We start from the raw sequence: 20,844 nt of genomic DNA, 5'->3' as shown, positions 1-20,844 counted from the left end.
CCATGTGCTCCTATCGCCCAGCATCGTCAGCGGCGGCCCGCCGCAGCACGCTCCAAGGGAGACTTGCCCGCCCATGACCCTGCTTCCCGCCGATCTTGAACTCAGTGTCCAGCGCGCCTTGGAGGAGGATATCGGCAGCGGTGACCTCAGCGCCGCCCTTATCGCACCCACTCGGCAGCTACGCGCCCATATCCTCGCCCGTGAGCCGGGCGTCCTCTGTGGCCGCCCCTACGCCGAGGCCGTGTTCCGACACTGCTCTTCCGAAATCCACTGCCATTGGCGGGTCGCGGAAGGGATGGAACTGGCGGCCGATACCGTCCTGTGCGAACTGGAAGGTCCGGCGGCCCCCCTGCTCACGGCGGAACGCACGGCGCTCAACTTCCTGCAGCTGCTTTCGGGCACGGCCACTCGGGTACGGCAGCACGTCCGACTCCTGGAGGGTCTGCCTGCACGTCTCCTGGATACCCGCAAGACCCTCCCCGGCCTGCGGCTGGCGCAGAAGTACGCGGTCCGCACGGGCGGCGGACACAATCACCGTCTGGGGCTCTTCGACGGTATCCTCATCAAGGAGAACCACATCGCCGCCATCGGCGGGATTGGCCCAGCCCTGCGCGCCGCGCGCGCTCTCGTCCCCGCCCTCACCCGAATCGAGATCGAAGTGGAGAACCTCGACCAGCTGGAGGAAGCGCTGGCCGAGCGAGCGGACATGATCCTCCTGGATAATTTCTCCCTAGCCGACCTGCGCCGCGCCGTGGAACTGGTCCAAGGCCGGGTGCCTCTAGAGGCCTCCGGCAATCTCGGTTTGCACAACCTGCGCGAAGTAGCCGCCACCGGCGTGGATTATCTATCCGTGGGCAGTCTCACCCGCGACGTCCAGAGCCTCGACCTCTCCCTCCGCTACCGCGACTGAGGGACGCTGCCCCACAGGCCGAGCACCGAAGCGCCCAAGGCCTCGCACCCGCGAACCGGGCGCCGCGATCAACACGCTGTTCGGAATTCTCAGGGCCCGACCGCGGCCTTGCCCTCATTGATCTCGGCCATATAACGCAGGATCTCCCGATCCGGGACGGCAAAGGCCATGGCCGCGCGCAGCACCGTCAGACTGAGAAGGGCGACGATGCCCATGTCCGTGAAGAAAGAAATGTAACCCAAGCCACCCAAGGCCTTTGGCCCGAGATAACTGCACAGCCACAGCAGGCCGAAGTACGGGAACACCCACCACATATGACGCAATCCCAGGGGCTTGCGCTGCTCCGACGGGATGAACAGCCGACGCAGCAGATAGAGCCCGAGGAGCAGAGCCAGGGCCGTAAAGGTGAAACTCAGGGTCTCCAGCCCCGCCCAGAAGATGATCCAGTTGGAAACGATGAAGGCCAAAGGCGCGAGCACCGGCGCCGCCCACAGGCGGAAGGGTCGCGCCGTCTGCGGCATGGCCCGGCGCAACTGCAGCAGGACGATGGGCCCCAAGGCGTAGGACAGTACCGTCACCGAGGAAATATAGCCCACCAGCTTTTGCCAGGATGGAAAGGGAAAGAAAAACAGGATACCTACGAAGTAGACCAGCAACAGGGCACGCCAAGGCACGCCAAAGCGGTTGATGCTGGTAAAAAAGCGCGGAAACACCCCCATTTCGCCAGCGGCCATGCTCACCCGGGCGGCGGACGTCACATAGATGAAGCCGGTTCCGGCGGGCGACACCAGCGCGTCGATATACAGCACGGTACTCCACCAGCCGGCGCCCACGGCCAGCGCCAAGGCCGCGAAGGGCCCCGTAAGCCCCGGGAAATCCACTCCTGCCCATCCGCCGTGACTGAGGTCGGCAGGATTCACCGATACCAGAAAGGCGAATTGCAGGGCCTCATAGAGCAGGGCACTGATGAGCACCGCGCCGATGACGGCGATGGGCAGACTGCGTCCCGGATCCTTGCTCTCTCCGGCGAGGTCAATGGCCTGACGGAAACCAAAAAAGCTGAAGATGATGCCACTGGTGGCCACCGCCGCAAACATGCCCTCGAGAGCGCCGTGGCTCGGTACCAGGCGCAGATTTTCCGGATGCCAGGACAAGGACAACAGGACGAAGACCGTCGCTGCCGGTATCAGTAGCTTCCACCAGGTCGCCACGCTGTTGATGCGCAGCACCCAGCGGATGACCAGAAAATTGAAGGCCACAAAAACGCCCAACAACAGCACCGCAGCCAGGAAGCCACGGCCGCTCAGCAGCCCCTGATTGCCCGGCTCCAGGAAGCCCGGCAGATAGTTGTTGGCGTAGGTGAGCACCGCCGTCACCTCCACCGGCGCGATGGTGACGTAGGAAAAGAAGAGGATCCAGCCCCAGATCCAACCGAGGAGCGAGCCGTTACCCAGGTGACTGATGTGGACGATGGCACCACTGCGCGGTATCAGAGGACCCAACTCGGCATACACCAGGGCCAGCAACAGGATGGCAAGGGCTCCGATGAGCCAGGAAAACAGACTCAGAGGCCCCGCCGTCTGCGCAGCGTGCAGAGGTCCAAACAACCAGCCCGACCCGACGATGGCACCGAGGCTTGCATACAGCAGCCCGAACTTGCCGCCCTCGCGGCGCAACTGACCCACACTCGCCATGCTCCCTCCTCGATCCTCTTTGCGGCTGGATCACCGGGAATGTTTGGGCTTCCCTTCTGTTCCCATGATAAAGTCTCGATTGCATCGAGACAAACGGCAGGGGAAGGAAGCCATGGCCAGAAAAAAGACGCGCGCAGCATCCCACCGCGGATTCTGGCTTGGCGTTCTGCTGGCACTGCTCCTGGGGGCCGGGCTACTGTTTCTGAGTCACCGCTCGATACCGCCCACGCCCACCCCCCAGCCACCCCAACCGACCCAGCAGATACGCACCATCGCCCTTGGCAGCTACGGCGCCACCGTCCGCATCGGCGGTCAGTTCCGCGCCCTGGAGATCCAGCCGCTGGCCGAGCTCCGCGGCCCGGCAGGAACCCCGGCACCCATCCTGTCACAGAGTTCGGTGGAGGCCATCGTCACCAACACCCTCCTCTCCTATCCACAGCTCGAGCGTCTGGCCACCTCACCAGCTACCCGGACGGCTTTTCGGAAGTTGCTGGGTGAGCGCCTCGCCAGGCTTGTGCCGCCCTCTCCGGAGGCCTGGAAACTGCGGGTTATCCGCCTGCATACGCGGATAACGGCAATACCGTCCGCCTGAAACGAGCCCAGGTAGCAGCGAGAGACGGCGCCACGGCGCCCGCAAGAGCGCCCCGCGCCCCAAAAAAACACCACACCGGTGTATATCCACCACCCAGATCGGTGCATATGCACCACCCTCCGCAGTAGAAGCTACACTATAAACAGATAACCATGTGATAATATTGCATTATAATCCGAGCGTTTCTCTCAGGAACAAAAGCTGCTTTCATCCTTTTTGCTTACCGCAAAACATCCTTGGCTTTTTAACGAGGGAAACAACATGATTCTTGAGAACACCCTCCCCATTCTGCTCAGTCGTCTGGACTTTGCCTTCATCACGTCCATGCACATCCTCTGGACGCCGGTGACCATCGGCATGTCCTGGCTCCTCTTTTTTCTGGAGTGGGCCTGGCTGCGCTCGGGGAACGAAAAGTGGTACCGCTTACAGCGCTTCTTCGAGAAGCTCTTCATCGTCAACTTCGGTGCCGGTGTAGCCACCGGTGTGACCATGGAGATGGCCTTCGGCATCCTCTACGGTCCCTTCTCCCAGGCCGTAGGACCCTTCTTCGGCAATATCCTGGGCTTTGAGACCATCACCGCCTTCATGTACGAAGCGGGCTTCATCGGTCTCATGATCTTCGGCTGGGGCAAGATCGGCAAAGGCATGCACCTCTTCTCCACCTTCAACGTCGCCCTCTCGTCCAGCCTCTCGGCCATGTGGATCCTGGTCGCCAACGGCTGGATGCAGTCGCCCACGGGCGTGGTCCTGAAGAACGGTCTCTTTCAGGTGACCAACTGGTGGACCGCCATCTTCAATCCAAACTTCGACATCGGCTTCCCGCACATGTGGATTGCGACCTTGGAGCTCGCTCTGTTCTTCTTCGCGGCCGTGTCTGCCTGGTTCATTCTCAAGAACCGCCATGCCGATCTCTTCACCACCCTGCTGAAGCCCACCCTGCTGGCGCTCATCGTCATCACTCCTTTGCAGATCTTCATCGGCGACGAGCTGGGTCGGGAAGTGGCGGCAGACCAACCCACTTCTCTGGCGGCCATGGAAGGTCATTTCCACACCTACCTTGCCAATGGCAAGCCGGATACCAGTTGGAATCTCATCGCCATCCCCGACGTCGCGGCGGGCAAGAATCTCTTCAGCATTCAGATCCCGCACGTCCTGAGCCTGCTCGAGACCCACACCTGGAATGGCGTGGTAACGGGTATGGATCACTTTCCCGTAAAGGATCGCCCCAATGTCTGGGTGCCTTTCTACGCCTTCCGGATCATGGTAACCATCGGCTTTTTCCTGTTCTTCATGGCCTTATGGGGCAATCTCCTGCGACTGCGCGGAGAGTTCACAGCCGATAGGCTGCGTCGCCATCCCAACTTTCTGCGGCTCATGGTATTCAGCGGCTTTCTCCCGTACCTCGCGGTGTGGACCGGCTGGTGGACTCGCGAGATCGGGCGTCAACCCTGGGTGGTCTACGACCTGATGCGCACCTGGCAGGGTGTCAGCCACATGAGCGTAAGTGCCGAAAGTCTCTGGTTTGCCGGCTATATCGTCTTCGAACTGATGGTGTGGGGCGGCGCCTGGTACTTCTTTTCTCGCATCATCCAGAAAGGCCCGGATGTGGACAGCCCGGTGGTGGGCAGTCCCGAGGCAACGGCCAGCGGCGGCGGTCTGGCGCAGCCGAGCTTTGCCAAGCCCACTCTGGAAAAGACGCGTTAGAGTTCATGGCATCGCGGGACCGGCGCGTCCCGCGACATTTGGAGAAGATCATGGATGGAATCAACGAAATCCTACGTATACACAGCTCCCTCGGGACCTTCTGGTGGATCCTGTTGGGCCTCTTTTTCGTCATCTACATCGTTCTGGATGGTGCCGATCTCGGCGCGGGGGTCTTTTCCCTGATGCTCAAAAACGAGAACGACCGCGCCGCCGTCATGGCCTCCATGGCCGGAACCTGGGATGCCAACGAGACCTGGCTGGTGGTCGCCGGTGGCGTGATCTTTGGCGCCTTCCCGCTCGTCTACGGTTCTACCTTCAATTATCTGATGATCCCCTTGATGTTTGCCCTCTGGGGCATCATCTCCCGCGCTGTGGCCTTTGAATTCCACGTCCACGCCAAAGGCAGCAAGGCCTTCTGGGGCAAGATGTTTGGTCTGGGCAGTCTGGTCGCCGCCTTCTTCGCCGGCGTGGCTCTCGGTGCAACCCTGCTGGGATTCCCCATGTCCAAGGGCAATGCCCAGGGCATCCAGGTGGCCAACGATCCTTTCGTCAACACGGTCCCGCATTTTTCCGGCAACGCCCTGAGCTTCCTGAGCCCGTTCAGTCTCTGGACAGGGATTGCCGCCGTCATCGCCGGTGGCCTGGCGGGCACCCTCTACCTCTGCGCCCGCTTCCAGCAGGATGACCCCATCTACCAGAAGGCCTACGCCTGGGCGACGACCTTTTCTTATTTGGCGTTGGTGGCGGTAGTGGTCACCCTGGTCTGGTCTTACGCCATCATGCCCGACGCCGCCAAGTGGACGGGACCGGGCTGGATAGGCTGGCTGATCCTCTTGTTGGCCATACTCTTTTCGGCCTTCCGCATGATGATGGCCCACGCCGCACACCGGGACTTCCCCGCCTTGCTTTGGTGCGGGGCCATTGTCGTCTTGATGTGGGGCGGAATGTGGGCGACCAATTTCCCCTACATCGTGCCCCAGACTTGGACCATTGCCGCTGGCGCCAACCCGGCCAACGATCTGGCCATCCTGACCCTGTTCATGACCGGCTTCGTTCCCGTCATGATCATGTACAACGCCTATCAGATCTGGGTCTTCCGCCATCGCCTGACCCACTTGGCAGGCTACGAGAGTCACTGAGAAAGACTCGCGACCGAGCCATCCAACTCGCTCGTCCTGGGGGGCTTCGGCCCCCTTTTTTATGGACAGGGCTTGCGCATTTTTCAGCTGCCGCTGCGGCGCTGCATGAGGATGCCGAGACCCAGACCAAGGATGGCCAGCAGCAAGGTCAGACCGATACCGAAGAGCCAGGGCTTACGCTCGGCGACATCGGCCACCCACTGCTCGAGCCCCACCTGCTCCACATCGATGCTCTCGTCACTCTGGGCCAGGACCCTGCCATCGCGGATCAGGTAGGTCTTCAGCGTGTAATGTCCCAGAGGCAGCGAGGCCGGAAGATCGAGGCGCGCCGAGAAGAGTCGGCCGTCCGTGATCTTCACGGCATGGTCCCGCAGGACGAAGCTCCCGGAGCGCTCCTTCGCCGTCAATACCGCTCGTTCCCAACGCGGACGATCCTGAGGCTCCGGCTCGAATTGCGCCTTGGCTATGAGATCCTGCAGATCCAGACCCAACTGCTGCCGGGTGCCAGCCGGCAGCAGGCGATCCAGCGGTGCCGAGGCGGCGATCTCATAGACTCCGGGTAGTTTCTCAACCGTGACCTTTTGCCCTGTGAGCCATATGGGGCCGGTCTGAACCTTCTGGGTGATGGCCAGAGCGCTGGGTGGCGAGCGCAGCACCACCACCACAGAGCCCGGATGAGAAAGCGCACCGAAAACCAACAGCTCCCGACCGGTGAAGCGACTGGTGACCGCCACCCGATCGATGCCGGTACCTACCACGAGCGACGGCGTCTGCCCACCGATATCCCCGGCAGCGGCCGACGCGGTACCCATTGCGACGGCCCCGAGAAGGGACAACGCGAGCCGGGCAAGTCGGATCATAGGACCCTCGTGACCTGGAAAACGTGCTCGGGCGGAATGATCAGTCCCAGCCCCATCTTGACCGCCACCCCCACCACCACCAGGGCCAGCACCAGGCGCAACTGTTCACCGGGCATCCGCGCCCCCAGCCGCGCACCGAACTGGGTGCCAAAGATGGAGCCCACCACCAGGGCCAGCGCCAGATAGGGATCGACGGCGTGGTTCATGCCGGCCTGCAGGATTCCCACTTCGGCGGTGGTGAAGAGCAGCTGGAAGAGCGAGGTACCCACGACCACCTTGGTGGGCATCTTCAACACGTAGAGCATGATGGGCACCATCACGAAGCCGCCGCCCACGCCCATAAGCGCCGTGAGCACGCCAACCGCGAGTCCCAGCGACACCGGCAGCAGGACAGAGATACGCAGATCGGAAACGGGAAAATCCATCTGCCAGGGCAGACGCGTAGCCCAAGAGGACTTTTTCTCACCCGCCGCCGCCTTGGCTGGCCGTCGGGCACCGCGCATGGCCATGAGCGACTCGAGGAGCATGGACAGTCCGATGAAACCCAGCAGGCCCACATAGAGAAAGGTCACCACCAAGCCAAAGTGCCCCGAGGACTCCAGCCAGCGCGCCACCCGCACGCCAGCCAAGCCACCGGTCCAGCTGCCAAGCAGGAGGATCAGGGCCATGCGCATGTCCACATTGCCCATCCGCCAGTGTGCATAGCTTCCTGCTGCCGAGGCACCGACGATCTGCGCGGCCCCCGTGCCTACGGCGATCAGGGGCGGCACGCCCACAAAGATGAGTAGCGGCGTGATGAGAAAGCCGCCGCCCACACCGGTGAGTCCGGACAGGAAACCCACAAGCAGGCCAAAGGCCACGATCATGAAGATATTGATATCCATGTGGGCGATGGGCAGGAAGATTTCCACGGCTCAGTTCCCTTCGGGTGCTTTGCCTAGACGCAGGTCGAGGATGCCGCCGCAGATCTGCCCCTCGGCAGCATCTGCCGGTACCAGCAGTACCGGAATCCGTAAGGCCAGACTGAGCTTGGCACCCAGCCCGCCCAGGGCGTGGGGCAGACCGCGCGGCTTGCTCTCGGTGCCGTAGCCGTGCTGGCCCACCACCACCATGATGATGCGCTCGTCCGCCGCGACGATCTTGGGGATCTCCATCTCAGGACTGCCCTGGACGATGAAGTACTCTGGCAAGGCCAGTCCGCAGCCTTCCTGTATTCGGGCGGCGACACCGCTCAGGTTTTCTTCGGCCTCGCTGCGTGCCTCCTCCAACAGCTTCTGCTTGAGGTCGCTGGAAAAAAGCCCGCTGCCAAAGCCAAGGGGAATGCTCGGCACCTGCAGTGCGGTCACGAGGCCCAGTCGCCCGCCGAGCAACTGCGCAAAACGCGCCGCGACTCCCGCGGCGATGAGGGCGTTCTGGGAACCATCCACCGCCGCCAGGATTACGTGCTCGCCCACCGTCTCCCCCACCGCAAAAATTCGTTGACAAATCCTAAGGCGGTGACGCCGCTTTGTCGAGCCGTGCGGCTTCCCCGGGACGACCATTCACCGCGCGCCCGCTGAGCGGCAACGTCTTCACCACCGGGCTGCAGACCGCCATTCCCTGTCCTGGGCACGACGGTCCCGATGAGGCGATGCAGCCCAGCCATCCTTTCGCCACATCCACCGCGGCCCTGGGAAGGACGCGCGAACCCCACAGGTCACCAGTCCGGAACTTTTTGTACCATCTCGCAGCCCCAAGGATCATCGGCCACGAAGAATCGTGCACACCCACAACCGCTATGGAGAGGTGAACATCATGACCAAGCAGCAGCAGCCGCGCCATCTTGAGGTGGACGGTACCGGGCTTTGCCTGACCATGGGAGGCGATGAACTCGTCATCCGCAACCGTTATGAGACGGCGGCCACGGCCAACGATCTGCTCATCGGCATACTCTTTCTCGTGGGTAGCTGCTTTTTCTTCTATCCCGCCATGGAGTACTCAGGGGTCTGGCTCTTTGTCATCGGTAGTGCCGGCCTGCTGATCCGGCCAATGATTCGTCTGGCGCGCAATGTTCACATCCAGAGTCTTCGGCAACAGAGCACAACGGTTCCCCGTGGCGCCGAGGCAGAGCTCCTTACCGTCGACGACTGAAGCCGCTTTGCCGAGGGCAGTGGGCGCAGCCACTCTTCCTTAGGGCCAGTCCTTTCCTTACACTGGCCCATCGTTTTCGTTTCAGGAAGTGCCATGCGCGCCAGTCAAAGCTTTCTTCCCCTGCTCAAGGAAACACCGGCTGAGGCCGAGCTCGTCAGCCACCAGCTCCTGCTGCGCGGCGGTTTCATCCGGCGCCTAGCTTCCGGCCTCTACACTTGGCTGCCTCTGGGCCTACGTGTGCTGCGTCGGGTCGAGCAGGTCGTGCGCGAGGAAATGGATCGCAGCGGCGCCCAGGAAATCCTCATGACCGTCGTTCAGCCGGCGGAGCTTTGGCAGGAGTCGGGGCGCTGGGACCTCTACGGACCGGAGTTGCTGCGCCTCAAGGACCGGCATCAGCGCGACTTCTGCCTCGGACCTACCCACGAAGAGGTCATCAGCGATCTGGCCCGGCGGGAGATCCGCTCCTACCGGCAGTTGCCCGTCAATCTCTATCAGATCCAGACCAAGTTCCGCGACGAGATTCGCCCCCGCTTTGGCCTCATGCGGGCCCGCGAATTCATCATGAAGGATGCTTATTCCTTCCACATGGATCAGGCCTCCCTGGAGGAAGGCTACCGCGCCATGTACGAGGCCTACGGTCGGGTCTTTCAGCGGCTTGGACTGGACTACCGGGCTGTGGAAGCGGACAGCGGTGCCATCGGCGGCAAGCGCTCCCACGAATTCCACGTCCTCGCCGACTCCGGTGAGGACACCATTGCCTTCTGCCGTCACTGCGACTACGCCGCCAATGTCGAGCTGGCCGAAAGTGCCCAAAAGGAAGCCGCATCCGGCAGCCCCGCTGCCGACGCTCCAACCCCTGTCCTCGTCGACACCCCCGGCATCCGCACGGTCGCCGCCCAGGCCGAACACCTGGGCATCGAGCCCTCTCGCATCGTCAAGACCATTCTGGTCCTGGCCGACGAGCGCCCCCTGCTCCTCCTCCTGCGCGGTGATGACGAGCTCAATCTCGTCAAGACGCAGCGGCATCTGGGCTGCACCCATCTGCGCCTGGCCACGACCGAAGAAGCGGAGGAACACACCGGTGCGCCGGTAGGCTTCATCGGCCCCCGGGATTTGCCGCCGGACCTGCCGGTGCTGGCGGACCTGCGTCTACGCGCCGTGCAGGACTTCAGCAGTGGCGCCAACCGGCGCGACATGCACTGGCTGCACCTACACTGGGGGCGGGACCTGCCCTGGCCGGAGCGCTGGGCAGACCTGCGCGCCGTCCAGGCGGGCGATCCCTGCCCGCGCTGCGCCAGCGGGCACCTGGAGATCTGCCGTGGGATCGAGGTGGGGCACGTCTTTCAGCTGGGTACCCGCTACAGCGAAAAACTCGGGGTGCGGGTGTTGGACGAGGGCGGTCGGGAGCAGACGGTACTCATGGGCTGCTATGGCATTGGGGTATCGCGCATCGTTGCGGCGACGGTGGAGCAATCCCACGACGAGCGCGGTATCGTCTGGCCTGAGGCACTCGCCCCTTTCCAGGTTGGGATCGTCGCGATCAATGCCCGCAAATCACCGGCGGTGCTGGCCGCCGCCGTGGAACTGCACGATCGGCTCGAAGCGGCCGGGATCTCGACGCTGCTGGACGATCGCGACGAACGACCCGGAGTGCAGTTTGCTACGCTGGACCTCATCGGTCTGCCGCATCGGGTAGTGGTGAGCGAAAAGCTGCTGGCGCAAGGCATGCTGGAGTATCGGGCCCGACGCGACACGGACCACCAGCTGCTCGCTCCCGAGGAGCTGTGGCAGCGGCTGCAGGGAGCATCCTGAGATGAGCACGGCGATCCGACATATCCTCGCCGCCGTGGATTTCTCGCCAGCAGCAGAGCTGGTGCTGCAGTGGGCATGTCGCGAGGCGGTCCTGCACGGCGCCCGGCTCACCATTGCCCACGTCTTCAGTCCGCAGGCCATGAACCTGCAGCTGCCGGAGGAGATCCTGCCACCGGATCTCGATCTGATGACGCGGCTGCACAAACTGGCGGAGCTGGAGATGGCCAAACTCAAATCCCACTGCGACCCGCAGATCAAGGACACGGACACGCTGCTCATCGACAGTGCCCAAGGTATCGGCCACGCTCTGGTGCAGGAGGCGCAGGGCAGCGCCGTCGACCTGATCGTCGTCGCAAGTCACGGCCAGGGGATGCTGGGACGCCTGCTGCTCGGTTCCGTGGCGACGGATGTCGTACACCACGCCCACTGTCCGGTGCTGGTGGTCAAACCAGAGGCCCGGGCCTAGCACCTTCGCACCGGCGGCACGGGACCGCCAGAGCGCGTCTCAACCCCCTTGCTCCATGGACTGCCGCGCAGCTGCCGCTGCCCAGGAGCGCAGTTCCGCCATGCTCGTGGCGGTAGCCTGTGTCATGGCCGCTGCTCCACCCTGTGGGCCAATCTGCTTCAGTGGCACCCGCTGCAGGAATTCCCGCTGCGCCACCACCGCGTAGCTGCGCGCGTCCACCAGGGTAGCCGTGTAGGCCAGCTCCGCCTCGCCGCGCTCGGGACCCGAGAAATTCAGCACGAAGTTCTGCAGGCGTAGTTCCAGGCGAAAACGCTTCTGGGCGTCACCGCGGGTCAGCACCGCCTGCCAGTCACCGCTCTGCTCCAGGGTCGTCACCGCCGCGGCGCGCAGCATCTGCGCCGGTGCCGCGGCCCAGCGTGCCTGGCCGTAATAACGCAGCGCTTCGGGGTCGCGGTAATCCAGACGGTACAGATAGCGGCTGCTGTCGAGCCAGGCGGGCGCCTCTACCTCGGCCACCTGCAGCACTGGCAGGACCTGGGTCGAGGGCCGGCTCATGGGCGCAGACGCAGCCGCCGGCAGGACGGAGTAGGCCTGCTCATAGACGGCCGGACCGCCAGCACAGGCCGACAGGGCGAGGCTCAAGAGCGTCATCGTCAGCAGACGCCCCCGGCCCCCGTTCAGGATAGGATGCATCAGGGCCTCCCAGAGGATGCGAAGCCGGGCTGCCCCGGACCCGGAGGCGGTGGCGTGCGGCCAAAGACGAGACTCTGCGGCGCGTCTTCGAGATTTTCCGAAAGCCTTCCAAGCCGTTGACTGCTCTGCGCCAGCTGGCTGCTGAGTCGGTTCAACTCCGGCAGGGTCTGATAGTTCAGGGTCTGTATGCTGTCGAGACCTGCGGCCGAGAGGTCCTGCACCGAGCGTGCTGCTGCGGTGACGCTGGCCAGCGGCGCCCGCGCCGACACCGCCAGATCGTTGAGGTGTCGCAGCAGGGTGTGGCTCGCTTCCATGGTGGAGCGGGTCGCAGCGATGGTGGCTGGCAGCTCTGCCAGCGCCGGCTGGAGCGAGCGTTCCAGGGTCACCAGCTCCGCCGTCGCCTCATCCAGGTGCGTGATGGTCTGGGCAAAGTGTCGCCGATTGCTGTCGTCAAGTACGGCATTGAGCCGCTGAGCCAGGGTATTTCCCTGATTGACCAGAGACTCCCCATTTCGGGACAGGGCCTCGATGAAGCTTGGATGCATGGGGATGACTGGCGGCTCCCCTGGTGGATGGGCAATGGGGGCAAAATCGGTACCGCTGTCGCTCAGGGAGAGATAGCTCAGCCCCGTCACCCCTTGTGGCTGCAATTCTGCAAAGGTAGCGCGGGTGATGGGGGTGTCGCGGGCGACCCGAATGCGTACCTGCACCAGGCGAGGATTCTTGGGGTCGAAGCCGATGGACTGCACTTCGCCGACCTTCACCCCCTTGAAACGTACTGCAGCCTGGGACTGCAAACCGCTTACGCTATAGGGGGACAGGACATCGTAGACCTTGCCTTCGGGCGCGCTGTGGTGCATCCACAGGCCCGCGGCGACGAGCCCGGCGGCGAGCACAGCCAAAAAGACGAGCGCGACCAGAGCGTGGGCACGGCTTTCCAATAGGAACCTCGGTACGTTGACTTGACCCAGCGGCCATGACTAAATGTAGCAAAATTTTAGGATGTTCCACACCTATGTCTTACGATACCCTACGTCAGACCATGATCGACACCCAAATCCGTACCTGGGACGTCCTCGATCCCAAGGTATTGCAGGCGGTGGCGACCACGCGGCGTGAGATCTTTGTGCCGACCGCTCTGCGGCATTTGGCCTTTGCCGACTTCTGTATTCCCCTGGGGCAGGGTGAAGTCATGTGGACACCCAAGATGGAGGCGCGTGTCCTCCAGGAGCTGGATCTGAACGGCAGCGACCGGGTACTCGAGATCGGTACCGGCAGCGGCTACTTTGCTGCCCTGCTGGCACGACTGGCCGGCGTGGTACACACCGTCGAGGACCGCGCCGATCTCCTCCGCCCGGTGGAGGGCCGCCTGCACAGCGAGGGTATCCAAGGCGTGCACCTGCACCAGGGAGACGGTTCCATGGGCTGGGCCGCTCACGCCCCCTACGATGCCATCTGCATCACCGGATCCCTCCCCCGCCTGCCGGAAATCTTCCTCGAGCAGCTCGGTCCGGGCGGGCGTCTGATCGCCATCATCGGCAGCGGCGCCGTCATGGAGGTGTTGCGTCTGCAGAAGGATGAGCGGGGCGTGCTGCGGCGGGAAAGCCTCTTCGAGACACAGATTCCGCCACTGCGGCACCACCTGCCCGGCCCCGGCTTTCAGTTCTGATGCCAGGTCCTCGTCTCACCCACATCCAAGCCGAGCAGGCGGTCCTGCTGCTGGTGGACCTGCAAGACCGCCTTCTCAACACCCTCGCACCCCAGACTCGGCACCTGCTGTTGCGACGGGTGGATGCCCTCGTCGCGCTGTGTCAGCGCCTGAGCGTTCCCATCCTGGCGACGGCGCAATATCCCGAGGGTCTGGGTCCGCTGCCGCCCGAGCGGACGGCACCCTGCGCCGCCGTCTTCGCCAAGACGTCTTTTTCCTGCCTGGGCCAGGCGGACCTGCGCCACTGGCTGCTGGCGCACGACGACCGTCGCCAGATCTGGCTTGCCGGAGTCGAGACCCATGTCTGTGTCGTGCAGACGGCCTTGGATCTGGAGACCCAGGGCTGGCGGGCCGTGGTGGTGGAAGACGCCTGCGCCAGCCGCGATCCCGGCCACCGCGACTCGGCCCTGACCCGTCTGCGCCAGGCCGGCGTGCTGGTGGCACCGGCGGAGTCCATCTTCTACGAGAGCCTGGGCGACGCCCGCCATCCGGCCTTTCGGGAGCTGGCACCGCAGTGGCGCTAGCGGCCGTCGCGGATGCAGCGCCCGCAGGACTGGTCTACCGCGTACACGCGGATCCTCTCACCCATCGCTTCATCGTCGATCTCCACATCCCCGCGACCGACGCCCAGGAGCAGATATTGGCCATGCCGGTCTGGGTGCCCGGCAGCTACACGCGGCGGGATCTTGCCCGCCACATCGTCGAGATCCACGCTGCGGACGACGCTGGCGCACTGAGTCTGCGCAAGATCGATGATCACCGCTGGATCCTCCATCCGCGGGGAATGCCGCTGCGGGTGCATTACACCGTCTACGCCCTGGATCTTTCGGTACGCACTGCCTACCTCGACGAGCGCCTGGGCTTTTTCAACGGCCCAGCCCTGTTCCTACGAGTCCACGGCCACGAGCAAGGTGAACACCGGCTGGAGCTCTCCGGCCCCGATGCCTGGCAGGTCGCGACGGCCATGCCCCGCGTCGGCGGCTCGGACTGCTCCTGGGGCAGCTTCGCGGCTGCGGATCATCGCCGCTTCTGCAACCATCCCGTACTCATGGGTGCCTTGAGCTTCGTCCACTTCGCGGCAGCCGGCCTGCCGCACCGCTTGGTCCTGGCCGGCCACGAGCAGGCCAATCTACCCGCCCTGGGTCGTGATCTTGCCACCCTTTGTACCTGGCAGCAGGAATTCTGGGGCAGCAGCCCCTTCCCGGAATACCACTTTCTCTGCATGGGCAGCGAGAACGGCTACGGTGGCCTGGAGCATGAGCGCTCCAGCGCCCTACTCTGCGCCCGCGACGATCTCACCGAGGCCGATCGCGCAGGCTGGGAGCGCTTCCTGGGTCTCGCCAGCCACGAATACTTTCACAGCTGGTGGGTACAGGCCTTTCATCCCGCGGCACTGCGCGAATCCGTGGGCGAGGAAGCGGTGCTCACCCGCGACCTCTGGGTTTTCGAGGGCATCACCTCCTACTACGACGATCTCGCCCTGCGGCGCAGCGGACTACTCAGCGTCGAAGCCTATCTCGAAGGTCTCGGTCGGAACATCACCACCTTGACCATGCGCCCCGGGCAGGGCCTGCAGAATCTTTGGGAATCCAGCGAGGATGCCTGGATCAAGCTCTATCATCCACACCCCAACAGCGCCAATTTCGAGGTGAGCTACTACAACAAGGGCGCACTGCTGGCCCTGTGCCTCGACCTGCTCTTGCGCGACCGAGGCGAGAACTATAGCCTCGATGCCTTCCTGCAGCACTTGTGGCATGAAACCGGCGGCGAGGGTGCGGCGTTGCCCGAAGGGGAATTCCTCCCCCGCCTCGCCGCCTGGGCAGGTCCGGACGTTGCGGCCACCGTCGATGCTTGGCTGGCCGCGCGCGGACCCCTACCCTTGTCGGAGAGACTCGCCAGCGTCGGGCTGGAGTTGCGGCTGCGCCGGCCAAGCAATCCCAGCGATAAAGGTGGCAAGCCGGCAGAGCCGCCTCTGCGCTGCTGGCTGGGCGCGCAATGGCACAGCCACGCCCAAGGCGTGGAACTGGGCTGGGTAGCGACGGGAGGTGCCGCTGAAAAGGCGGGACTCTGCCCCGGTGACCGGATCGTCGCCCTGGACCGCTGCGCCTGCAGCGCCGAAACCCTGCAAGGCCGACTCGATGCCATGGCTCCCGGGTTGCCGAGGACCCTCCACTACTTTCGCGACGGTCGTCTTTGGGAAACGTCCCTGGTACCGCAAGAGCCTCCAACGGATCGCGCCTTTCTCCATTGGCGTGCGGAAGTCGACCCCGAGACCCGCCGTCGTCGTGCGCGCTGGTTGGGTCTCGATCCAGATCAGGCGGCCGATTCTCCCGTCTCGGGCGGATAATCGCGACGTACCCGCTCGACACGTAGGGCACGGCCGCTGTCCGGATCCACTTCCGCCAGCAGACCGCAAAAGGTAGCCACTCCGTCCACGGGCGCTGCGTGTCCCGGCAGGGCGTGGACGAAACGACGGATGGCGGCGTGCCGATCCACTCCGATCACCGAATCGTAGCAACCGCACATGCCTGCGTCGGCCTGAAAGGCTGTGCCCCCCGGCAGAATACGCTCGTCCGCCGTCGGCACGTGGGTGTGGCTGCCTACTGCCATGGATACGCGTCCGTCCAGATACCAGGCAAGGGCGTATTTCTCGCTGCTGGCCTCGGCGTGGAGATCCACCACCACCACCCGGCAGTCCGCCGGACGCGCCGCCAGGGCTGCATCGGCGGCGCGAAAGGGACAGTCGTAGTTGGGGTGCATGAACAGCCGTCCCATGAGATTCAAGACCCCGAGCTGCCAGCCGCCGGCCATGGGCACACTCACCCAACCCGCCCCCGGCGTGCCGGGCGGAGCGTTGTAGGGCCGCAGCAGACGCGGCTCGGTGTCGATGAACTGTAGGATCTCCCGCTGATCCCAGACGTGGTTGCCGGCGGTGACGACGTCCACTCCCAGGCTGCGGAACTCTGCAAACTGTGCGGCGGTGATACCCATGCCCCCGGCCGCATTCTCGCCGTTGACCACTACCGCATCCACCCCGCCTGCGCCGCGAAACTCCTGCAGGGCCAGCCGCAGGGCACGTCGACCCGCCGCCCCCATGACATCGCCTGCGAACAGAATTCGGACCGTCATAGCTTCTTCTACCTCCGCCAGCCTTTGTCGGTACAGACCGCATCCAGAGCCACGTCCCAAGCTTCATGGGGGAGCTTTGGCAGTTCCTGGAAGGCGTGGCCCACCCCCACCAGCCGCGGCTTGCGCCAGTGGCGTCGATGCCCACGGGCCGCCAGACTGCGATCGTAGAATCCCCCACCCATGCCCAGGCGCCGGCCACTACTATCGAATGCCACCAAGGGCACGATGAGCAGATCCAGGTGGCGCCAGGACCGCTGGGCTCTGGCGCTTGCCAGGGGCTCCGGTATCCCCAGACGATTGCGCGTCCAGGATCCCGTAGGCGTCCCGGGCGCAAAGCGTAGCATGCGTGCTTGGGGACCTGCCAGGACGGGAAAGTAGAACACCTTGTGGCGGGTACGCGGGTGACCCAGGACGCCTAGGGGACTGATTTCACCGGAGACGGGCCAATAGACACCGATACGGCGGGCCTTGCGGAAGTTGCGGTCACTCAGGAGGTAGCGGGCCAGGGCGCGCTGGGCGCTGGCGAGATCACGCGGACCAAGTGCCATGCGCAGACGTCGCATGCGACGTCGCAGATCGGATTTGCTGGCGGAATCAGGAAGACTCCCCGCCTGGGTCGTATAGCCCGCTATCCCAGGAACCTGATGTTCAGGTGGGAATCCACACACCGCTTCAGGCTACTCCGCAAGGGAGCGGCACACCGCGGTGATGACTGGGGATCCCCTGGATAGACAATGTTGGTTCAGGAATCATCTCGGCCACACGTGCCCCGCAGGGAGCAACTTCGAAGCTACTCCTCGCCCCTACCCATGTCAACCAAGGCCTGCAGGCGCTGGGCCACGGCCTCCAGGGTAGCCGACTGCTCGGCACGGGCCTCCTCGGCGCGCAACAGATCCGCCGCCAGGTTCATGGCCACCATGAGCGTCAGGCGCTCCTTGCTGACCCCACGGGTGGCCTGCTGACCTGCCTCCGCCAGCCGCTTCTGCAGCAAGGCGACGGCCTCACGCAGCAGTGCCTGCTCCTCGGGACGACAGGCAACGCGGTAGTGCTGACCCAGCAGCTGGGCATCTACGGAGACCATGGGTGGGGATGGCTCAGCCACGAAGTTCGCCATCCTCGGAGTCCTCCCAGACCTCGATCTGACCCAGGAGTTCGCCCAGGCGCTGACACACCAGCTCCTGACGCTGGCGCAGCAGGATGTTTTCCGCCTCCAGACCTTGCACCTGCCGCTGCAGGTGGCGCAGCACCTGGCGCTCGGAGCCCTGCTCTGGCAGCTGGCGACGCAAGGACCGATAATCGGTTAGCATACGTTCCAGATCGGCAAAGAGGGTTTCGAATCGCGGCTCCAGCACGTCAGCTCCCAGGGCGTCGGACGCTTCGAGTGTACGGAGCCCTCCCGGCTTTTGCAATCGGAGTCCGCCCAGCGTCATGTCCCCTGCCGAACCCTTTCCCAAGGCCCATCACTTTCGCAATCGCCTGTGGCTGGCGGCCGCCGTCATGCTGCTGCTGTTGGTGGCGGTCCTCCTGCGACTGCTGTATCTGGAAGTCTGGCATTATGGCCGCTTTCGTCGTCTCGCCCACGACAACCACGTGGCCCTGGCGCCCGTGGCACCAGCCCGTGGCCTTATCGTCGCCGACCACGGCGAGGTGCTGGCGGAGAATCGTCCGACCTACGCCGTCCAGCTCATCCCCGATGAAATCCCGGACATGGCCACAACCCTGGTCCGGCTGCAGGAGCTCCTGCAGCTGTCGCCGGAGGATCTCGCCAACTTTGCCAAACGGCGGGCGGGAAAGCCGGATTTTGACCCGGTGCTGCTGAAGACCGGTCTCGATCCCCAGCAGATCGCCCGCTTGGCCGTGCGCAGTGAGGATTTCCCGGGAGTACGGGTGGTGGCCGTGCTGCACCGTCACTATCCCTATGGCGCCCTCTTCTCCCACGTGGTCGGTTACGTCGGCCCCATCACCGCGGCCGATCTGCAGCACTTTCATGCACGCAGCTACCTGGGACGGAACTACATCGGCAAAGCGGGACTGGAGCGCCAGTACGAGCGCCAGCTGCGTGGCGAAATGGGTTATGAGATCAAAGAGGTGGATGCCCAGGGCATGCAGGTCGGTACCCTGCACGAGCAACCCCCCGTCAGCGGCGACAAGCTGGTCACGCATCTGCGTCTGCGGGTCCAGGAGGCCGCCGCCGCAGCCCTGGAAAGTCACCAGTACCGCGGCGCCGTGGTTGCGCTGAACCCCAACAACGGCGCGGTGCTGGCCATGGTCACCAGCCCCAGCTTCGATGCCAACTGGTTCGTGGACGGTATCAGCGCCGCGCACTGGCAGAGCCTGCTGGCGAACCCGGGACGGCCGCTGGTGAACCGCGCCGACGATGGTCTGTACCCACCGGGCTCCTGCGCCAAGCCCTTCTTCTCCATCGAAGCGGTGCAGCAAGGGGTCATTCCCCCGGATTATCACACCTACTGCCCGGGCAACTTTCAGTTGGGCGGGCACACCTATTGGGACTGGAACCGCGGCGGCTTTGGCGAAACCGGTCTGACCAAGGCCCTGGCCTGGTCGGTGGACGTCTTCTATTACAAGCTCGCCGTGAAAATGGGCATCCGCATGCAGGACCAGACCCTGTGGCGCTTTGGCTTCGGCCATCGGCCCGGTGTGGATCTTCCCGGCGCTTCCAGCGGCTTCGTCCCGACTCCCGCCTGGAAGCGGGCGCATCTGCACGCCTCTTGGTATACCGGCGATTCCGTGATCCTGGGTATCGGCCAGGGGTATCTACTGGTGACGCCGCTGCAGCTGGCACGTGCCGTGTCGGCCATCGCCAACGGCGGCTGGTTGGTGCAGCCCCAGGTCGGCAAGGCCTTGGTGAGCCCACACCATGGCACCGCGATTCCCATCCCCCAGGCCAAGGCAGAAAACCTGCACATCGCGCCCGCAGCCCTGCATGCCGTGCGTCTGGGGATGGAGGCCTGCGTCCAGTCGGGCACCTGTCGCAGCATCCAGATCCCCGGCATTTCCATTGCCGGCAAGACCGGCACGGCACAGGTCCCCATGGGTCGGAAGAACGGTCGGACCATCTACAACAACGACTCCCTGTTCATCGGCTGGGCGCCGGTGCACCATCCCAGGATTGCCGTCGCCGTGGTCGTGGAAAACGGCGGACACAATGCCTGGCAGGCGTTGCCCGTGGCGCGGGCGGTGATCCAGTCCTATCTGGCGCCGCCCACAACCACCGCCACGAGCACGGTCCGGGCGACAGCACAGCTTGTCAAAGGGGCAGCGCAAGGCTATAGTTCCGCCCTTTCCAAAGGGGAGAAAGGTGCTGTCGACCCTCGCCCCGCTCTCGGCTCATCACAGGAGTACAAACAATGACAGAAGTCCAGTTTTCCATTCCCGCCCAGGAACGCGATGGCCACGGTCGTCGTCCCAGCCGTCGCCTGCGCCGCGACGGGCAAGTGCCGGCCGTGCTCTATGGTGACGGCAAGCCCGCCAGTCCCCTGAGCCTGGAAGCCCGTGTTCTGCGCAAACTCCTGGCGGACGAGCGCGTCTTTACGCACGTCGTTACCCTGGAATTTCCCGATCGCAAGGAAACCGCCCTCATCCGGGATCTGCAAATGCACCCCTACAAGGAGGAAGTGCTGCACGTGGATTTTCTCCGGGTCCATGCCGGTGAGCGCGTGACCCTGCACGTCCCCATCCACCTCGAAAACGAAGCTACCTGCGTCGGGGTGAAGTCTGGTGGCGTGCTGCATCGCGCCCTGGTGGAGGTCGAGGTAGAGGCGCCGGTGGGCCGTTTGCCTGAGGCCATCGTCGTCGACATCGCCCAGCTGCAGGTCGGCGAAAGCATCCATCTGTCCCAGATTGCCGTGCCTGCTGGGGTAAAGCTGATCCCCTTGGGTCACGACGATGACAAGGAAGTCGTCTCGGTGCACAGCGCCCGCACGGCAGCGGAAGCCGATGAGGAGAGCGAAGAAGGCGCGCCTGCCGCAGGCGAGTGACGCGCCCTC

The 20,844-nt window shown here is 64.2% G+C and carries 22 protein-coding genes and 1 other RNA gene; 12 read left to right on the top strand and 11 right to left on the bottom strand.

Going from position 1 to position 20,844, the window contains the following annotated elements; translation table 11 throughout:
• The first annotated feature begins 73 nt into the window (after window positions 1-73).
• Entirely contained in the window at window positions 74-910 is an 837-nt protein-coding gene (gene nadC / locus Q0C23_RS04380; RefSeq protein ID WP_291511163.1) for a carboxylating nicotinate-nucleotide diphosphorylase, read from the top strand.
• An 89-nt stretch (window positions 911-999) separates the two neighbouring features.
• On the opposite strand, the gene Q0C23_RS04375 is transcribed toward nadC, so the two are convergent.
• Window positions 1,000-2,604, bottom strand: coding sequence for an APC family permease (locus Q0C23_RS04375; protein WP_291511162.1), 1,605 nt, complete (start codon window positions 2,602-2,604; stop codon window positions 1,000-1,002).
• Between the two features lie 112 nt (window positions 2,605-2,716).
• Here Q0C23_RS04375 and Q0C23_RS04370 point away from each other — a divergent pair, with 112 nt between their 5' ends.
• The 3 genes from Q0C23_RS04370 (at window position 2,717) to Q0C23_RS04360 (ending at window position 6,039) form a co-directional block, all read left to right on the top strand.
• The gene (locus tag Q0C23_RS04370; protein WP_291511161.1) at window positions 2,717-3,196 is read left to right on the top strand and encodes a hypothetical protein; all 480 of its coding nucleotides are present in this window, start codon (window positions 2,717-2,719) and stop codon (window positions 3,194-3,196) included.
• Window positions 3,197-3,457: 261 nt separating this feature from the next.
• On the top strand, window positions 3,458-4,900 hold the full coding sequence (locus tag Q0C23_RS04365; protein WP_291511160.1) for a cytochrome ubiquinol oxidase subunit I: 1,443 nt from the start codon (window positions 3,458-3,460) through the stop codon (window positions 4,898-4,900).
• A gap of 50 nt (window positions 4,901-4,950) precedes the next feature.
• The gene (locus Q0C23_RS04360; protein ID WP_291511159.1) at window positions 4,951-6,039 is read left to right on the top strand and encodes a cytochrome d ubiquinol oxidase subunit II; all 1,089 of its coding nucleotides are present in this window, start codon (window positions 4,951-4,953) and stop codon (window positions 6,037-6,039) included.
• Between the two features lie 83 nt (window positions 6,040-6,122).
• Here Q0C23_RS04360 and Q0C23_RS04355 read toward each other — a convergent pair whose 3' ends face one another.
• The 3 genes from Q0C23_RS04355 to Q0C23_RS04345 are packed head-to-tail and all read right to left on the bottom strand — an operon-like array spanning window position 6,123 to window position 8,353.
• Window positions 6,123-6,899: a TIGR02186 family protein gene (locus Q0C23_RS04355; protein ID WP_291511158.1), complete on the bottom strand. Its 777-nt coding sequence runs from the start codon at window positions 6,897-6,899 to the stop codon at window positions 6,123-6,125.
• A complete protein-coding gene (locus tag Q0C23_RS04350) occupies window positions 6,896-7,810 on the bottom strand; it encodes a sulfite exporter TauE/SafE family protein (protein ID WP_291511157.1) in 915 nt (304 codons plus the stop codon). The genes Q0C23_RS04355 and Q0C23_RS04350 overlap by 4 nt, the downstream gene beginning before the upstream one ends.
• A gap of 3 nt (window positions 7,811-7,813) precedes the next feature.
• Complete coding sequence (locus Q0C23_RS04345; RefSeq protein ID WP_291511156.1) at window positions 7,814-8,353, bottom strand: universal stress protein; 540 nt, start codon at window positions 8,351-8,353, stop codon at window positions 7,814-7,816.
• A gap of 304 nt (window positions 8,354-8,657) precedes the next feature.
• Here Q0C23_RS04345 and Q0C23_RS04340 point away from each other — a divergent pair, with 304 nt between their 5' ends.
• The 3 genes from Q0C23_RS04340 (at window position 8,658) to Q0C23_RS04330 (ending at window position 11,307) form a co-directional block, all read left to right on the top strand.
• The gene (locus Q0C23_RS04340; protein WP_291511155.1) at window positions 8,658-9,029 is read left to right on the top strand and encodes a YrhK family protein; all 372 of its coding nucleotides are present in this window, start codon (window positions 8,658-8,660) and stop codon (window positions 9,027-9,029) included.
• Window positions 9,030-9,122: 93 nt separating this feature from the next.
• On the top strand, window positions 9,123-10,841 hold the full coding sequence (locus tag Q0C23_RS04335) for a proline--tRNA ligase (RefSeq protein WP_291511154.1): 1,719 nt from the start codon (window positions 9,123-9,125) through the stop codon (window positions 10,839-10,841).
• A 1-nt stretch (window position 10,842) separates the two neighbouring features.
• A complete protein-coding gene (locus tag Q0C23_RS04330) occupies window positions 10,843-11,307 on the top strand; it encodes a universal stress protein (protein WP_291511153.1) in 465 nt (154 codons plus the stop codon).
• Window positions 11,308-11,346: 39 nt separating this feature from the next.
• Here Q0C23_RS04330 and Q0C23_RS04325 read toward each other — a convergent pair whose 3' ends face one another.
• Both Q0C23_RS04325 and Q0C23_RS04320 read right to left on the bottom strand, forming a co-directional pair.
• Window positions 11,347-12,000 carry an ABC-type transport auxiliary lipoprotein family protein gene (locus tag Q0C23_RS04325; RefSeq protein WP_291511152.1) on the bottom strand — a complete coding sequence of 218 codons (654 nt, stop codon included), beginning with the start codon at window positions 11,998-12,000 and terminating at the stop codon, window positions 11,347-11,349.
• On the bottom strand, window positions 12,000-12,941 hold the full coding sequence (locus Q0C23_RS04320) for an MlaD family protein (RefSeq protein ID WP_291511151.1): 942 nt from the start codon (window positions 12,939-12,941) through the stop codon (window positions 12,000-12,002). Before Q0C23_RS04320 ends, Q0C23_RS04325 begins: the two co-directional genes overlap by 1 nt.
• A gap of 74 nt (window positions 12,942-13,015) precedes the next feature.
• On the opposite strand from Q0C23_RS04320, the gene Q0C23_RS04315 reads away from it, so the two are divergent.
• From Q0C23_RS04315 to Q0C23_RS04305, 3 genes are read left to right on the top strand one after another with little or no spacing between them, the layout of a single operon-like run.
• On the top strand, window positions 13,016-13,669 hold the full coding sequence (locus Q0C23_RS04315) for a protein-L-isoaspartate O-methyltransferase (protein WP_291511150.1): 654 nt from the start codon (window positions 13,016-13,018) through the stop codon (window positions 13,667-13,669).
• Window positions 13,669-14,232: an isochorismatase family protein gene (locus Q0C23_RS04310; protein ID WP_291511149.1), complete on the top strand. Its 564-nt coding sequence runs from the start codon at window positions 13,669-13,671 to the stop codon at window positions 14,230-14,232. The genes Q0C23_RS04315 and Q0C23_RS04310 overlap by 1 nt, the downstream gene beginning before the upstream one ends.
• Entirely contained in the window at window positions 14,223-16,055 is a 1,833-nt protein-coding gene (locus Q0C23_RS04305; protein WP_291511148.1) for a M61 family peptidase, read from the top strand. The genes Q0C23_RS04310 and Q0C23_RS04305 overlap by 10 nt, the downstream gene beginning before the upstream one ends.
• Here Q0C23_RS04305 and Q0C23_RS04300 read toward each other — a convergent pair.
• The 5 genes from Q0C23_RS04300 to Q0C23_RS04280 all read right to left on the bottom strand — a co-directional run bounded on the left by Q0C23_RS04300 (window position 16,022) and on the right by Q0C23_RS04280 (window position 18,189).
• Entirely contained in the window at window positions 16,022-16,837 is an 816-nt protein-coding gene (locus tag Q0C23_RS04300; protein ID WP_291511147.1) for a TIGR00282 family metallophosphoesterase, read from the bottom strand. The two genes, Q0C23_RS04305 and Q0C23_RS04300, sit on opposite strands and share 34 nt — an antisense overlap.
• A gap of 8 nt (window positions 16,838-16,845) precedes the next feature.
• Window positions 16,846-17,412, bottom strand: a complete 567-nt coding sequence (locus Q0C23_RS04295; protein WP_291511184.1) for a 5-formyltetrahydrofolate cyclo-ligase — start codon at window positions 17,410-17,412, stop codon at window positions 16,846-16,848.
• Between the two features lie 25 nt (window positions 17,413-17,437).
• Window positions 17,438-17,618, bottom strand: a non-coding RNA gene (gene ssrS / locus Q0C23_RS04290) — 6S RNA.
• 9 nt (window positions 17,619-17,627) lie between these two features.
• Window positions 17,628-17,939 carry a cell division protein ZapA gene (locus Q0C23_RS04285; RefSeq protein ID WP_291511146.1) on the bottom strand — a complete coding sequence of 104 codons (312 nt, stop codon included), beginning with the start codon at window positions 17,937-17,939 and terminating at the stop codon, window positions 17,628-17,630.
• Window positions 17,932-18,189, bottom strand: a complete 258-nt coding sequence (locus Q0C23_RS04280; protein WP_291511145.1) for a hypothetical protein — start codon at window positions 18,187-18,189, stop codon at window positions 17,932-17,934. Before Q0C23_RS04280 ends, Q0C23_RS04285 begins: the two co-directional genes overlap by 8 nt.
• 76 nt (window positions 18,190-18,265) lie before the next feature.
• Between Q0C23_RS04280 and mrdA the strand changes: the two genes are divergently transcribed.
• Together mrdA and Q0C23_RS04270 are read left to right on the top strand one after the other, a co-directional pair.
• Window positions 18,266-20,209, top strand: a complete 1,944-nt coding sequence (mrdA, locus tag Q0C23_RS04275; RefSeq protein WP_291511144.1) for a penicillin-binding protein 2 — start codon at window positions 18,266-18,268, stop codon at window positions 20,207-20,209.
• Window positions 20,206-20,835, top strand: coding sequence for a 50S ribosomal protein L25/general stress protein Ctc (locus Q0C23_RS04270; RefSeq protein ID WP_291511143.1), 630 nt, complete (start codon window positions 20,206-20,208; stop codon window positions 20,833-20,835). Before mrdA ends, Q0C23_RS04270 begins: the two co-directional genes overlap by 4 nt.
• Window positions 20,836-20,844 lie beyond the last annotated feature (9 nt).

It is taken from the genome of Acidithiobacillus sp. (genome assembly GCF_023256195.1).
Lineage (GTDB): Bacteria > Pseudomonadota > Gammaproteobacteria > Acidithiobacillales > Acidithiobacillaceae > Acidithiobacillus_A.
The sequence above is the reverse complement of the archived record's forward strand: the minus strand, read 5'-3'. Positions and strand labels throughout refer to the sequence as shown.